At 72.9% G+C, this 14,518-nt stretch carries 15 protein-coding genes; 7 read left to right on the forward strand and 8 right to left on the reverse strand.

Going from position 1 to position 14,518, the window contains the following annotated elements; translation table 11 throughout:
* The first annotated feature begins 34 nt into the window (after positions 1-34).
* Complete coding sequence (locus ACQEV1_RS07495) at positions 35-853, forward strand: hypothetical protein (protein ID WP_433392532.1); 819 nt, start codon at positions 35-37, stop codon at positions 851-853.
* Here the strand turns inward: ACQEV1_RS07495 and ACQEV1_RS07500 are convergent.
* The 4 genes from ACQEV1_RS07500 to ACQEV1_RS07515 form a co-directional block, all read right to left on the reverse strand.
* On the reverse strand, positions 831-2,003 hold the full coding sequence (locus tag ACQEV1_RS07500; protein ID WP_433392534.1) for a glutathione-independent formaldehyde dehydrogenase: 1,173 nt from the start codon (positions 2,001-2,003) through the stop codon (positions 831-833). The genes ACQEV1_RS07495 and ACQEV1_RS07500 overlap by 23 nt on opposite strands.
* Before the next feature lie 65 nt (positions 2,004-2,068).
* Positions 2,069-3,253 (reverse strand): RNA polymerase sigma factor, encoded by a 1,185-nt coding sequence (locus ACQEV1_RS07505; protein WP_433392536.1) that lies wholly within the window; start codon positions 3,251-3,253, stop codon positions 2,069-2,071.
* Between the two features lie 57 nt (positions 3,254-3,310).
* Positions 3,311-3,703 carry a YciI family protein gene (locus ACQEV1_RS07510; protein ID WP_285622035.1) on the reverse strand — a complete coding sequence of 131 codons (393 nt, stop codon included), beginning with the start codon at positions 3,701-3,703 and terminating at the stop codon, positions 3,311-3,313.
* 104 nt (positions 3,704-3,807) lie between these two features.
* The gene (locus ACQEV1_RS07515; protein WP_433392538.1) at positions 3,808-5,958 is read right to left on the reverse strand and encodes a bifunctional polysaccharide deacetylase/glycosyltransferase family 2 protein; all 2,151 of its coding nucleotides are present in this window, start codon (positions 5,956-5,958) and stop codon (positions 3,808-3,810) included.
* Between ACQEV1_RS07515 and ACQEV1_RS07520 the strand changes: the two genes are divergently transcribed.
* From ACQEV1_RS07520 to ACQEV1_RS07530, 3 genes are all read left to right on the forward strand, one after another.
* Positions 5,926-6,264 (forward strand): hypothetical protein, encoded by a 339-nt coding sequence (locus tag ACQEV1_RS07520; protein ID WP_433392540.1) that lies wholly within the window; start codon positions 5,926-5,928, stop codon positions 6,262-6,264. The two genes, ACQEV1_RS07515 and ACQEV1_RS07520, sit on opposite strands and share 33 nt — an antisense overlap.
* A gap of 303 nt (positions 6,265-6,567) precedes the next feature.
* Positions 6,568-7,704 carry an anion permease gene (locus ACQEV1_RS07525; RefSeq protein ID WP_433392542.1) on the forward strand — a complete coding sequence of 379 codons (1,137 nt, stop codon included), beginning with the start codon at positions 6,568-6,570 and terminating at the stop codon, positions 7,702-7,704.
* A 10-nt stretch (positions 7,705-7,714) separates the two neighbouring features.
* A complete protein-coding gene (locus ACQEV1_RS07530; RefSeq protein WP_433392544.1) occupies positions 7,715-7,954 on the forward strand; it encodes a hypothetical protein in 240 nt (79 codons plus the stop codon).
* 9 nt (positions 7,955-7,963) lie between these two features.
* Here ACQEV1_RS07530 and ACQEV1_RS07535 read toward each other — a convergent pair whose 3' ends face one another.
* Positions 7,964-9,016 (reverse strand): aldo/keto reductase, encoded by a 1,053-nt coding sequence (locus ACQEV1_RS07535; protein WP_433392546.1) that lies wholly within the window; start codon positions 9,014-9,016, stop codon positions 7,964-7,966.
* Between the two features lie 92 nt (positions 9,017-9,108).
* On the opposite strand from ACQEV1_RS07535, the gene ACQEV1_RS07540 reads away from it, so the two are divergent.
* Entirely contained in the window at positions 9,109-9,435 is a 327-nt protein-coding gene (locus tag ACQEV1_RS07540) for a putative quinol monooxygenase (protein ID WP_433392548.1), read from the forward strand.
* Positions 9,436-9,497: 62 nt separating this feature from the next.
* Entirely contained in the window at positions 9,498-10,127 is a 630-nt protein-coding gene (locus ACQEV1_RS07545; protein WP_433392550.1) for a TetR/AcrR family transcriptional regulator, read from the forward strand.
* A 14-nt stretch (positions 10,128-10,141) separates the two neighbouring features.
* Here the strand turns inward: ACQEV1_RS07545 and ACQEV1_RS07550 are convergent, their stop codons facing one another.
* Complete coding sequence (locus ACQEV1_RS07550) at positions 10,142-11,395, reverse strand: D-arabinono-1,4-lactone oxidase (RefSeq protein ID WP_433392552.1); 1,254 nt, start codon at positions 11,393-11,395, stop codon at positions 10,142-10,144.
* A gap of 114 nt (positions 11,396-11,509) precedes the next feature.
* Here ACQEV1_RS07550 and ACQEV1_RS07555 point away from each other — a divergent pair, with 114 nt between their 5' ends.
* On the forward strand, positions 11,510-12,343 hold the full coding sequence (locus ACQEV1_RS07555) for a Rieske (2Fe-2S) protein (RefSeq protein WP_285621852.1): 834 nt from the start codon (positions 11,510-11,512) through the stop codon (positions 12,341-12,343).
* A gap of 88 nt (positions 12,344-12,431) precedes the next feature.
* Here ACQEV1_RS07555 and ACQEV1_RS07560 read toward each other — a convergent pair whose 3' ends face one another.
* Positions 12,432-12,941, reverse strand: a complete 510-nt coding sequence (locus ACQEV1_RS07560) for a DUF1360 domain-containing protein (RefSeq protein ID WP_433392555.1) — start codon at positions 12,939-12,941, stop codon at positions 12,432-12,434.
* 129 nt (positions 12,942-13,070) lie between these two features.
* Positions 13,071-14,309 (reverse strand): protein kinase domain-containing protein, encoded by a 1,239-nt coding sequence (locus tag ACQEV1_RS07565; RefSeq protein WP_433392557.1) that lies wholly within the window; start codon positions 14,307-14,309, stop codon positions 13,071-13,073.
* Positions 14,310-14,518: the final 209 nt, after the last annotated feature.

Raw genomic sequence — 14,518 nt, forward strand, 5'->3', positions numbered from 1 at the left:
TGCCCACCACCCCCACGACGACGGGAGGACACCGGTGAGTCCGCTTCGAAGCATGGACGGCGGCAGGAGGCTGCCGGAGAGTCACGGCAGCCTGGCCCGCGGCGTCCCGCCGTCGGCGCCCGGCACCATCTTCACCCTGACCCTCGCCGGCGGCATCGCGCTCGGCTCGGGCGAGGGCCGTGAGGTGATCTTCGGCCGCAACCGGCCCGACGTGCACGTCTGCCTCGGCGAGGACGACCTGCGGGTGAGCCGACGGCACGGCAGCCTGGTGCACCGCGACCGGCGATGGTGGCTGCACAACACCGGGCGGCTGCCGATCCGGCTGCCCGGCGCGCGCCTGCTGTTCGAGAACGAGGAGCCGGTGCCGCTGGCGGAGGGATACACGCCGATGTTCGTTCGCGGGTCGAACGAGCGCGAGCACCTGCTCGAGGTGTTCGTCGCCGGCGCCGACGGGCGGCGGCCCGCTCCCCGCCACGAGGACGTCACCCGGCCGCCGAAGATGTGGGCGCTCGACGAGGACGAACGCCTCGCGCTGATCGTCCTCGGCCAGCGGTACCTGCTGCACGAGCCGCGCCCGCAGCCCCTGCCCTGGCACGTGGCGGCCGTCCAACTCGCCGAGCTACGGCCCGACGCCGGCTGGACCCGCAAGAAGGTCGAGCACCTCGTCGTCGGCGTCCGCAACCGGCTGTCCGCCGGCGGCGTCGCGGGCCTGACCCGCGCCGAGATCGGCGAGCCGGTCGGCAACGCCCTCAACCACAACCTGCTGCACGAGCTGTTGCTGTCCACCACGCTCGTGCCGCCGGACCTCGCCGTCCTGGACGAGCCGCCCGTCAGGGCCGGAGAACGGCCTTGATGACGCCGTCGGCGCGCCGGTCGAACGCCCGGTAGAGCGCCGGCGCCTCCTCGATCGGCCCGTGATGGGTGACGACCACGCCCGGATGGGCCCGGCCGGACAGGATCAGGTCGCGGAGCAGCACGGTGTAACGCCGGTCGTGGGTGCGGCCGAACCGCACCGACACGCCCTTGGCGAACAGCGTGGCCCACGGCACCGTGAGCCGGCCGTCGGTGTGTCCGCGAGGGGCGGGGGACAGGTCCTTCTCGGCGTACACGCCGATGATGCCCAGGTGCCCGGCCGGGTTCACCAGGCGGGCCAGGTCGCCGACCACCTGAGTGGGGTTCTCCTCGCCGGGCCGCAGGCGGTCGTCGGCCTGGAAACCGACCGCGTCGATGCCGGCGTCCACCCCGGTCATCGGCTCCTCGCCGGGCGGCAACCCGGAGGCGCGGCGCAGGTCGCGGATCTGCTCGACCGGGTCGCCCTCGTGGAAGTCGACGGGCGTGGCGCCGATCTCGGCCGCCTTGTCCAGCCGTTCGGGCACATGGTCGACGACGTAGACCTCCTCGGCGCCCTTGAGCAGCGCGCTGTACGCCGAGAGCAGCCCGACGGCGCCCGCGCCGAAGACCGCCACGGTCGCGCCGGCCGACACCGACGCCAGCTCGGTCGCGTGCCAGCCGGTCACGAACGCGTCGGGCAGCATCGCGAAGTCGTCCTCGAACACGTCGTCCGGCTCGCCGGGCACCGGAACACAGTTGGCGTCCGCGAACGGAACGCGCAGCAGCTCGGCCTGCGCGCCCCGGTAACAGCCCATCCCCGCGTACCCGTACGCGGCGCCGAACCCGCCGGAACGCACGCGCAGGCAGGCCGCGGACAGGCCACGCGCGCAGTTGACGCACACCCCGCAGTAGAGGTGGGTCGGGATCACCACCCGGTCCCCGCGCTCGACCATCCGCACGGCGTCGCCCACGCTCTCGACCACGCCGAGCGGCTCGTGGCCGAGGACCATGCCGGGCTCGGCGCCCGTGCGCCCGTCGTACATGTGCAGGTCGGTGCCGCAGATCGCGCTGGAGGTCACCCGGACCACGACGTCGGACGGCTCCTCGATCCGGGCGTCCGGCACCTCCTCCGCCGAGACCGTACGGGTGCCCCCGAAGACGACCGCCCTCACCAGCTCTTCCCCATGCCCTACTCCGTACCCGCGGCCGGGGCAGGCCAGGCGGGGCGGCTCCGTGCCTATTCGGCGAGGCGGCCGGCACGGCCGATGAGGTAGTGCCGTTCGGGGAGGCTCATCGTCAGCCGGGCGGCCGTGCGGTAGTGCTCCGCCGCCGCCGCGCGGTCGCCGCGCATCTCCAGCAGGTGGGCCCGGGTCGCGTGCAGCCGGTGGTGGCCGGTGAGACGGCCGTCGGACTCCAGCGCGTCGAGCAGCGCGAGCCCGGCCGCCGGGCCGTGGGCCATGGCCGCGGCGACGGCGCGGTTGAGCGTGACCATCGGGTTGTCCGACATGTGTTCGAGCAGCCCGTACAGGGCGAGGATCTGCGGCCAGTCGGTCTCCTCCACGGCGGCGGCCTCGTCGTGGACCGCGTTGATCGCGGCCTGGAGCTGGTACGGGCCGACGGCACCTCTCGACAGGGTCGCGGTGATGAGCGCGACGCCCTCCGCGATGGCCGCGCCGTCCCACCGGCTCCGGTCCTGCTCGGCGAGCGGCACCAGTTCGCCGGACGGGCCGGTACGCGCCGGCCGCCGTGCCTCGATCAGCAGCATCAACGCCAGCAGCCCGGCCACCTCGGCGTCGTCGGGCAGGAGCGCGTGCACCGCCCTGGCCAGCCGGATCGCCTCCCGGGACAGTTCGACGCGGTGCAGGCCGGCCCCGGTCGTCCCGGTGTAGCCCTCGTTGAAGATGAGGTAGAGGACGTGCAGCACCGACCGCAGCCGGCCCGGCCATTCCTCCGCCGACGGCATGCGGAACGGGACGCCGGAGGCCCTGATGCGCTGCTTGGCCCGGCTGATCCGCTGGGCCATGGTCGCCTCGGGCACCAGGAACGCCGCCGCGATCTCGGCGGTCGTCAGCCCGCCGACGGACCGCAAGGTGAGCGCGATGGCCGACGCCGAGGACAGCGACGGGTGGCAGGCCAGGAACAGCACGGTGAGGGTGTCGTCGCGGTCCGCCTCGTACTCCTCGTCGGCGGCCGGCGCCGCCCGGCGGTCGTCCGGCGTCCGCCGGGCCACCAGGTCCTCGCGGCGCCGCCGCGCCTGCTCCCCGCGTACCCGCTCGATCATGCGGCGGGCCGCGACCTGGATCAGCCAGCCCCGCGGGTTGGCGGGCACGCCGTCGGCCGGCCACCGCGTCGCCGCGGCCAGCAGCGCCTCCTGCACCGCGTCCTCGGCGGCCTCGAAGTCACCGAAGCGCCGGGAGAGCACGCCGATGACCTGCGGCGCCAGCGTCCGCAGCAGGTCATCGGCGCCCGTCTCCAGCGGTCACAGCTCCTCGGTCGGAGCCGCCATCACCTGGCGGACCTCGATCGGCATGTTCAGCGGACGGCCGCCCGGGCCGGGTGCGGCCGACACGGCGGCGGCGAGTTCGATGACACGCTCGGGCGTCTCGCAGTCGACGATCCACCAGCCGGCGAGGAACTCCTTGGTCTCCGGGAACGGCCCGTCGCTGACCACCGGCCGGCCGCCGTCGCCGGCGCGTACGATCTTGGCCTGGTCGGGCATGGCCAGGCCCTGCCCGTCGACGAACTCGCCGGACCTGACGAGCTCCTCGTTGGTGTGCCGCATGAAGTCCAGGTGCGCCGAGACCTCCTCCGCCGACCAGGTGTCGATGCTCGGAAAATCGGCCTGCGCCGCGCTGAACTGCATCAACATCATGTACTTCACGGTCTTGTCCTTCCCGCTGCCGCGCCGCCTCCCGGCGCTCTCACCCACAGGTAGAAGCCGGCTGCGGTTTCTCGACATCCTGGCAAGAAATGGCTTCAGGCGTTGGCCTGGGCCGGCAGGGGGTCTTCTCCGGAGAAGGTGCCGGTGCGGCGGATGACGTGCCAGCGGAGCCGGTCGCCCAGGATCGCGGTCGCCAGGGACTGGATGACGACGAGGTACATCAGCTGGCGGTAGACGACCTGCTGGAGCGGGAGTACCCAGAGGGTGCGGAAGCGCTCACCGTCGAGGCGCAGCGCGTACATGGAGGCCACCGCCTGGGCGCCCGCGAACGCCGGCCACGACGCCGCCACGGTGAGAGGGTCGAGGAAGATCAGGCCGTAGCAGGCGAAGATGTCGACCACGGGCGCGAAGAGCGGGAGCACGACCTGGAAGATCGTCAGGTACGGCAGGCACCGGCGGCCGAACCGGCCCGAGCGGCCGCCTTCGACGAGCGACCGCTTGTGCTTCCACATCGACTGGAGAGTGCCGTAGCACCAGCGGTACCGCTGTCGCCACAGTTGCCGGAGTGAGGACGGCGCCTCGGTCCAGGCGATGGCGGTCTCCTCGTACACCACCCGCCAGCCGGCGCGGCAGATCGCCATGGTCAGGTCGGTGTCCTCGGCGAGGGTGTCGGTGCTCAGGCCACCGGCCGCGGCGAGGGCGCGACGCCGGAAGGCGCCGATCGCCCCGGGCACGGTGGGCATGCATTCGAGGACGTCGAACATGCGGCGGTCGAGGTTGAAGCCGATGACGTACTCGATGTGCTGCCAGCGGCCGATGAGCCCCTTCCGGTTGGCCACCTTCGTGTTGCCGCTCACCGCTCCGACCGCGGGGTCGGCGAGCTGCCCGACGAGCCTGCCGATCGTGTCGGGCTGGAAGACGGTGTCGCCGTCCACGAGGACGAGGATGTCGTACCGGGCACGGGCGATGCCGGTGTTGAGCGCGGCCGGCTTGCCGCCGTTGGGCCGGCGCACCAGCTCGACGTGGGCGAACTCCTGGGCGAGCCGGTGGCCGATGAGCGCGGTGTCGTCCGTCGAGCCGTCGTCAACGACGATCACTTCGATCGGCGCCGGGTAGTCGGTCCGCACGAGCGACCGCACGGTGGCGGCGAGACCGGCCTGCTCGTTGTAGGCGGGAACGATCACTGAGACCGGTGGCGGTGTCGTGCCGGCGGCCAGCCAGGGCCTGGCACGGCGCCGCCGCTCGCGCCGGATGCGCCGGACGTGCACGCGGGCGAAGATCTGCTGTGCCAGCAGCCGCAGGCCGGTGAGCACGGCGGTCACCCCGAACAGGGTGGCGAACGCGCCCGCCAGCCAACCGGCGGCGCGCTGACCGTCGACCAGGGCCGTGCCGGTCACCTTCGCGGTGGTCGAGGCGCTCACATCGGCGGCCGGCAGCCGCGTCGCCGCGCTGAGCGTGGTGAAGCGGTACCCCTTCGCGGACAGACCGGTCAAGAGCGTGTCCAGCGCCCGTACGGTCTGGGCGCGGTCGCCGCCGGCGTCGTGCATCATCACGACCGCGCCGGCCCCGTTCGCCGGCGTCGCGGCCTGGACGATGCGCGCGACGCCCGGCCGTCTCCAGTCGTCGGTGTCGCGGTCGGTGCTCACCACCAGGTAGCCCAGCCGCGCGGCCTCCCGCGCGGCGCGGTACTCGGGCGCGGACATCTCGGCGGTCAACGAGGAGTACGGCATGCGGAGCAGCCGCGTGTGGACGCCGGCCGCGCCGGCCAGGGCCCGCTGCGTCAGGCCGAGCTCCAGCCGGATCCGCCACGCCGGCGAACCGGCCATGTCGATGTGGGTGTAGGTGTGGGAGCCGATCTCGTTGCCCTCGCGGAGGGTCCGGCGGAGGAGGCCGGGGTGATCGGCGGCGCGCGCCCCGACGACGAAGAACGTGGCGTGGGCCCGGTGACGGCGCAGTACGTCGAGGATCCGCGGGGTCCAGCGGGGATCGGGTCCGTCGTCGAAGGTCAGCGCGATGGTGCGCGGAGGCATCCGGACGCTCTGGGGCCGTTCGCCGGACAGGTTGAGCACGGGTCCGCCGCCGGTCGCCGCCGCCGGTGCCGCGCCGCCGCCGGTGTGGTCGTGCTGGGGCGACTCTCCGACCGCGCCGTGGGCGTAGCCCTGCAGGAGCAGCCCGGCGGCGAGGATGAATCCGCCGAGGAGGAGAAGGATCCAGTGTCCGCGTGGATCGCGGCGCCGGTTCGCCATCAGGGCTTCCTGGGGTTCGGGCTCTTCGTACGGCCGTACGCGCGGCCCTGTCCCGGTTGGGTCGTCGACGTCGCGGCCGGTGCGGTGGTCCGCGTCGTGGTCGCGGCGCTCCTCGGCGGCTGCGCGCGCCGGGTCCGCGCGGTGGCGCTCGGCGTGGGCCTGGCCGCCGGCCGCGGGGTGTCCGGCCGAGCCGTCATGCCGTCATGGCGGGGAAGCGCGGCGCGGTGTGAGGGCTTGGGAGCGGGCCATGGAGCCATGGGAGCGTCGGCCCCGCTGACCAGCCCGAAGGCGACGACCGCGAGGTAGGCGGCGAGCAGACACCCGACGGCGATTCCGGCATTGCGAACAAGCCGCCGGCGCCTGCCCGTCCGGTCGACGAAGACCGGCTCCGGCTCCTGAGTCACGGCAGGCGCGTTCTGTCCCATTTAGTCCCGATCTTCACAATTATCCCAATGTCAACACCACCTCAGCGCCACAGCGCCCCGTGGTGTTACAGCCCGAGGGCCGGATCCGACCGGTTCGTCGCCCGCGCCTGGGAAGGACTTCACCCCCCGTTCACGCCTCGCGTCTACGGTGGGCGGCAGTGCGGTCACAGGGAGGTAAGCCCTGATGGGTCACTGGTCTTTCCTGGTCCTGGTCGTGGTCATCGCGGCCCTGGCCTTCGACTTCACCAACGGGTTCCACGACACCGCCAACGCGATGGCGACCTCGGTCGCGACCGGCGCGCTGCCGCCCCGGGTCGCCGTGGCGATCTCCGGAGCGCTCAACCTGGTCGGTGCGTTCCTGTCCACCGAGGTGGCCAAGACGATCTCGGGTGGCATCGTCGACGACACGCTCGTCACCCCCTGGATGATCTTCGCCGGGCTGGTGGGAGCGATCGTGTGGAACCTGCTGACCTGGCTGTTCGGTCTGCCGTCGAGTTCGTCCCACGCGCTGTTCGGCGGGCTGATCGGAGCGGTCTGGGTCGGCGCCGGCGTGAAGGGCGTCCACTTCACCGAGGTCACCGAGAAGATCCTCATCCCCGCCGTCGCCTCGCCGGTCGTCGCCGGCGTCGTGGCGATGATCGCGACCTACCTGGCGTACGTGATCACGCGCCGGGGACGTGAGCGGGAGGTCACGCGCGGGTTCCGGTTCGGGCAGGTGGCCTCCGCGTCGCTGGTCTCGCTGGCGCACGGGACCAACGACGCGCAGAAGACGATGGGCGTCATCACCCTCACGCTGATCTCGGCCGGCACCCTCTCGCACGGGTCCGGCCCGCCGTGGTGGGTGGTCCTGCTCGCGGGCACGGCCATCGCGCTCGGCACGTACGCGGGCGGCTGGCGGATCATCCGGACGATGGGCAAGGGACTGGCCGACATCCAGTCACCGCAGGGGTTCGCGGCCGAGACCGCCTCGACGACGGTGATCCTGGCCTCGTCCCACCTGGGCTTCGCGCTGTCCACCACGCAGGTGTGCTCCGGCGGCATCCTCGGCGCCGGCATCGGCCGGCGGCTCGCCGAGGTGCGCTGGGGCGTGGCCGGGCGGATGGCGCTGGCGTGGGTCTTCACGCTTCCGGCCGCCGCCGTGGTCGGCGGCGTCTCGGCGGCCGTGGCCAAGCAGGGCACGGCCGGGATCGTGGTGATCTGCCTGGCCGCCGTGGCCGTCGCCGTCGCGATCTACACGATCTCGCGGCGCGACCCGGTCACCGCGGGCAACGTCAACGACCAGCCGACCGCGCCGGTCGTACCGGCGACGACCGCCGCCTGAGGGGGACCGGATGGACGTCAAGTGGAGCGCGCTCGGCGAGGTCGCGCTGGTCAGCCTCGGCGTGGGCGTCGCGATCGTGGTGATCTTCGCGGTCGGTGTGCTCGCCGCATCGGTGCGGCCGCGGGCCGCCGAGACGGACGCCCCGGCGGGCGCCGGCGCCTTCGGCACGGTCGCCGCCGGTCTGTGCTTCCTCGCCTGCGCCGCCATCGCGGCGTACGGGATCTACCTGATCGTGCCCCAGTTCCACTGACCCGAGGCCCTAGTCCAGATACGGCCCGAGCAGGGACAGGTCGGCGGGGGACAGGCGGTCCTGCGCGGTCGCGACCTGGTGCCAGTACGGGTAGGTCAGCGGCAGCTCGCTGACCTTGTCGAGCCGGGCGCGTTCGTCCTCGGTGAGCGTCAGGTCCACGGCGGCGAGGTTGTCGGCGAGCTGCTCGCCGGTACGCGCGCCGATGACCAGTGACGTCACGGCGGGGCGGCCGAGCAGGTACGCCAGCGTGACCTGCGCGGCGGAGACGCCGTGCCCCTCGGCGATGTCGACGAGCACGTCGACCGTGTCGTACAGCTTGTCCTCGTCGCGGACCGGTGGCTCGTTCCAGTCGGTGAGCTGCCGCGATCCCTCCGGCGCCGTACGGCCACGCCGGTACTTGCCCGACATCAGGCCGCCGGCGAGAGGGCTCCACACGAGCACGCCCAGCCCCTGGTCGATCGCGGCGGGGATCAGCTCGTACTCCGCCTCGCGCGCCTGCGGCGAGTAGAAGATCTGGTGGCTGACGAACCGCTGGTAGCCCAGGCGGTCGGCGGTGCCGAGCGCCTTCATCAGCTGCCAGCCGGTGTAGTTGGACGCGCCGACGTACCGGACCTTGCCGGAGGTGACCAGCGAGTCCAGCGCCTCCAGGGTCTCCTCCAGGGGAGTGACGCCGTCCCACTCGTGCACCTGGTACAGGTCGATGTGGTCCGTGCCGAGCCGCCGCAGGCTGGCCTCGCAGCCGGACACGATGTGGTGACGGGACAGGCCCGCGTCGTTGGGGCCGGGTCCCATCGGCATCCGGACCTTGGTGGCGAGCAGCACGTCGTCCCGGCGTCCCTTGACCGCCTCGCCGACGATCTCCTCCGAACGGCCGGTCGAGTACACGTCGGCGGTGTCGATCATGTTGACACCGGCCTCGAGGCACATGTCGACCTGTCGCCGCGCCTCGTCGACGTCCGTGTCACCCACGTTGGCGAAGTTCCCCTGGCCGCCGAAGGTCATCGTGCCCATGGTGAGCACCGACACCTTCAGGCCTGAACGTCCCAACTGTCGATATTCCATGTGTTTGATCCTAGACACGGGCCTTCCGGCCCTTCGTGGGGCCGGACGCCGTCTGGCATCGTGGGGGCGTAACCGAGCGCCGAGGGGATCTCATGATCTTCATAACCGCGAAGTTCCGGGTCCGGCCCGAGGACGCCGAGCGATGGCCGGAGATCGCCCGCGAATTCACCGAGGCGACCCGCGCCGAGCCCGGCTGCCTGTGGTTCGACTGGTCCCGCAGCCTCGACGACCCGAACGAGTACGTCCTCGTCGAGGCGTTCCGCGACGGCGAGGCGGGCGCGGCTCACGTCCAGTCCGACCACTTCAAGGCCGCGCAGCGGACCCTGCCGCCGCACCTGGCCGAGACCCCGCGCATCGTGAACGCCACGGTGCCGCAGGACGACTGGTCCGAGCTGGGGGAGATGGCCGTCCCGAAGTGACCCACGGCCCGCGGCGCCGGACGTTATCGGAACGCCCCGTCCGGTTGGCTAGGGTGAGAGCCGTGACGGGCCGTTCGTCTCCCTCCCTGCGCTCCGACGCCCGGGACAACCGCGAGCGCATCCTCGCCGTGGCCGGCGCGACGTTCGCCGCCGAGGGCCTGGACGTGCCGATGCGCGAGATCGCACGCCGCGCCGAGGTCGGCCCGGCCACCCTTTACCGGCACTTCCCGACCAAGGCGGCGCTGGTCACCGAGGCCTTCACCGAACAGATGGCGACCTGCACCGCCATCGTCGACGAGGGACTCGCCGACCCGGACCCGTGGCGCGGCTTCTGCCGAGTGATCGAGAAGATCTGTGAGATGCACGCACGGGACCGGGGTTTCACCTCGGCGTTCCTCGCGGCCTTCCCCCACGCGGTCGACTTCGCCGCGGACCGGGAGCGGACACTGGGCAAGGTCGCCGAGCTCGCTCGCCGGGCCAAGGCGGCCGGCCGGCTGCGCCCGGACTTCGTCCTGGACGACCTGATCCTGGTGCTCATGGCCCACGGCGGCATCCGGGCCACCTCGCCGGCCGTCGCGGTGGCCGCGTCGCGGCGCTTCGCCGCGCTGCTGATCCAGGCCTTCCAGGCCGAGCCGGTCACCTCGCCACTGCCCCCGGCGGTCCGGCTGCCGCCGACGGCGGTGGTGGGGTAGGCCGCCACCGGCGCTCAGCCGGGCAGGTGCCGGGTGAGGAACGCGTTGGCGAACTTGCCGGCCGGGTCGAGGCGGCGCCGGAGCGCCTGGAAGTCGGGCAGGCGCGGATAGACCTCGCGTAGCGCCTCGGGCGCGGTGGTGAACAGCTTGCCCCAGTGCGGCCTGGGCTCGTACGGCGCGAGGCACTCCTCCAGGGCGGCGACCACCGGCAGCACACCCTCCATGTCCTTCACCCAGGTGAAGTGGATGCCGACCGAGTCGCGGCCGTACGCCGTGCTGAGCCACAGGTCGTCCGCCGCGATGGTGCGGATCTCGGAGATCTGCAGTACCGGGGCCACCCGGTCCCGGATCGCCGCCACCGCCCGCAGGGCCTCGACGGCACGCGCCCGGGGCACGAGGTACTCCGACTGGAGCTCGACCCCGCTGCTCGGAGTGAACTCCGGGCGGAAGTGCGGCAGCCGCGCGAACCAGGGCCCGGGCACACCGAGCTGCTCGGTGCAGGGCGCGGCGGAGATGCCCGGTACGGGGTGCCGGGGTCCGGCCGCCGGCCGCGCCGCGAACCAGTCGCCGGGCAGACCTTCGTCCTGGTCGGCGCGGCGCTTGATCCATACCTGGTCGATCGCCGGGCCGCGCCAGCCTGTGAAGAGACTGACGCTGTACGCGCTGGAGAACACGTCGTCGAAGTGCTCTTCCAGCACCGTGACGGGCAGCTCCTCGTAGACGTACTGCCGCATGTCGAAGGCGGGCACGATGTCGAGCGTCACCGCGACCACGACGCCGAGCGCGCCCAGCCCGACGACCGCGCCCTCGAACCCCTCGTCGCCGCGGCGCAGCGCGACCAGGTCGCCATCGGCGGTGACGATCTCCAGCCCGGCCACGGCGGCGCTGAGGTTCCGGTTGCCGTCGCCGGAGCCGTGCGTGGCCGTGGCGATCGAACCGGCCACCGAGATGTGCGGCAGCGAGGCCAGGTTGCCCAGGGCGAACCCCGCCTCGTACAGCCGCCGGCCCACCTCCGCGTACCGCAGGCTCGCCCCGACCCGTACCGTACGGGCCGCGGCGTCGATCTCGAAGAGGTGGGGGAGGGCGTCCGGCGACAGCAGCACCCCGGAGGTGTCCGCGATGTCGTTGAAGGAGTGCCCGCTGCCGAGGGCGCGGACCGTGGAGCTTCTCACCACCAGAGCCCGCAACTCGTCGAGAGAACCGGGCCGCGCCACGTGCTCCGCCTGGAAGGTGACGCTCCCCGCCCAGTTGGTGAGTCCGCCGGACATCGACATCCCCGCCTTTCATTCGCTTCCAGGGCAAGGTATCGGTGAGCGGACGGCACGCCGCGGGCCCGTGCGGGTTCCATGCTTCGATCACGGCCGTGGGGGAAGCGGGCTCACATGGAGATACTCAACAAGCTGGAGACCGCCGAGGTCCTCGATCGTGTGGTGGAGCCGACGCAGAAGGTCGCGCGGCGGCTGCGGCCCGGGCCGGTGCGTGACGCTCTGCACGGCACCTGGCTGGGGCATCCGGTCCACCCGATGCTGGTCCAGGCGTCCGTGGGGGCCTGGCTGTCCGCCGGGGTGCTCGACCTGTGGCGCGGCGGCGACGACGGGGCCCGGCGGCTGGCCGCGTTCGGGCTGCTGGTCTCGGCGCCCGCCGTACTGGCCGGCACGGCCGACTGGTCCGAACAGCACGAGCAGCAGATGCGGGTCGGCGTCGTCCACGCGTTGGCGAACGGCACCGCGATCGGCCTGTACGGAGCGTCACTGCTCGCTCGTACGCCCGCGCGCCGCCGGGCGCTGCGGTACGCGGGCCTCGGCGTGGCGAGCGTCGGTGCGCTGCTCGGCGGCCATCTGTCCTTCCACCAGGCCGGAGGGGCCAATCACGCCGAGTCGGTGCCGCATCTGGTGGAGCCCGGCTGGCATGAGCTGGGCAGGCTCGACGATCTCCCGGACGGGAGCCCGGTGCGCAGGATGCTCGGCGAGGTTCCGCTGCTGGTGGTGCGACGGGGCGGTGACGTCGACGTGCTGGCCGACCAGTGCAGCCACCTGTCCGGGCCGCTGTCCGACGGCGAGGTGAACGACGGGTGCGTGACGTGCCCGTGGCACGGCAGCACGTTCCGGCTCTCCGACGGCTCGGTCGCCCGCGGCCCGGCCACCGCCCCGCAGCCGGTCTTCGAGACGGAGGTACGAGAGGGCGTACTGCACGTCCGCCTGCCCGGCGCGGGTTGATCGGCCCGGCCGCCGCTGCCGGGGGCGTACGTGAGGGGTTGCCGCGTGTCCGGCTGACCGGCTGCTGGAGCTTGGTCTGCGCGGCCGGTCAGCCCTCGGCCGACTGTTGCAGCTTGGCGTAGGCGAGCTGCAGCCAGTCCGCCACCGCGACCGCGGTGATCGTGGCGCCGGCGAACCGCGTCGTACGCGGGGCGAACACCATGCCCGCGGCGTACGCGGTCGCGACCCACTGGCCCATGCAGAACGGGCATGAGATGAGCTCGCCCACCGCGTGCCGCACGCCGGCGCCGCGGACCTCTTCCTTCAGCTCCGACGGGCCCGACACACCCTCGTAGCGGGTGAACGGCGCACGGAGCGGGCTGGTGACCGGGTCCTTGGCGAGGGTGCGCGAGACCCGGTGCGTGGTGATCGCCATCAGTGCGACGTCCCGGAGACCGAGGTCGGGCGGCCGCCGTCCGGTCAACCGCGCCGCCACCGCGGCGCCGCCGGCGGTCAGGCCGTAGACGGCGAGCGTCGCCGCGTACGAACCGAGCGGGCGGTCCTCACCCTGGCTGTACTCACGCCGCTGGTCCCGGACGGCGTCGGTCACGGTGTTCATGATCCTCTCCTCTCGTGCTCCCGGCCCGCGCTACCCCAGAGACCCTGCCCCATGCCGGGCGTCCGATGCGGCTCCCCGGCGCGGACCCGCCGAAACCGTGAAGAGGACCTCCGCAGAGGCCGTCCGGGATCAGCCGCCCGCGCCCCAGGTGAACCGCCAGCCGGACGACGGGGGAGAGGCGTCCGGAGCGTCGGACATCGTGCACCAGCCGGGGCGGTTGCTGGAGCAGGTCATCCAGAGGGTGCCGCCGGGAGGGTGCTGGGCCGGCCGGTGCGGGGCGGGCCGGGGGCGCCGTGCGGTCGTGGGCGGACGGCCGTACAGGGCCATCGCGGCGGCGTTGGAGGAGTGCCGGGGACGGGGTTTCGCGGGCGGCGCGGCAGGGCTCTTGGGGCGGGGTGGCGGTGCGGCCGGCCGTTCGGTCGACGTGGGTGCCGCGATGAGGACCGCGACGAGGACGAGCAGCGCCGACACGAGGGCGCGTGTCCGTCCGGGGCGCGGGGGCCGTACGTCGTGGGTCACGACCGTAGGAGCCGTGACCACAGGCTGCGCCGACGCGGCCAGGACCGGAAGATCGTCCGGCTCGGCGTGCGCGGCGAGCCGGACGACGAGGTCGGCGGCTGACGGGCGGAGGGCCGGGTCCTCGGCGACCGCCGCTTCGACCAGGTCGCGGAGCGGCTGCCGGAGGGCGCTGGTGTCGACGGGCCGGAACCGGGCGGGCGCGCCGGCCGCGGTCTCCCGATAGGGGCTCTGGCCGGTGGCGGCGTACGCGACGAGGCAGCCCCAGCCGAAGATGTCGCACGCGGGGCCGGGCGTGCCGTCGGTGAGCAGCTCCGGCGCCAGCCATCCGGGGTTGTCGGCGACCGCGCCGATCTCGGCCGGATCGCCCGGGATGTGCTCGGCGACGCCGAAGTCGAGGATGCGCAGGCCGTTTTTGGTGAACAGCACGTTGCCGGGCGCCAGGTCGCCATGCATGACCCCGGCGGCGTGCACGGCGGCGAGGGCCTGGGCGAGATCGGTGGCGAGCGCGGTGATCGGCGCGGGCGCCAGCGGACCCTTGGCGTCGATGATCCGCTCGAGCGAGGGACCGTCGAGGTGCTCGCTGACGACGTACGGCGGGGTGTGGTCCGTGCCGTCGTCGAGCAGCCGTACCGAGCAGGAGGAGGGCAGCCGCCGCGCGCACGCGACCTCGGCGCGCAGCCGCGCACGGACCGGCTCGGGCTCGGCGGCGGCGCCCGGATGGGCCGTCTTGACCGTCACGAGCCCGGAGCCACGCCCGTGCGCCACGTAGACGAGCCCGGCACCACCGGACCGGAGCCGCCCGGCCAGCCGGTGACCACCGATCGCGACCGGGTCCTCTGCCTGCAGCAACTGCGCGCCAGCGGGGAGAATGTCGTTCCGAAAAGCATGGAATAGCGCTGGTGTCTTCACATACGCCTCTTTCGACCGCATCGATCTCGGAGGTTTGGGGACTCTCGATGGTGCTACTCCCCGCAGTCATCCGCAAGCGGAACGTCGTCAAAGGTGCGAATGATTCGGGAGAGCGACGATCTTCCGGAAGAACCCGCGTGAGCGGATCT

Origin of the sequence: Actinoallomurus sp. CA-142502, assembly GCF_050936355.1 — a bacterium.
GTDB lineage: Bacteria > Actinomycetota > Actinomycetes > Streptosporangiales > Streptosporangiaceae > Actinoallomurus > Actinoallomurus iriomotensis.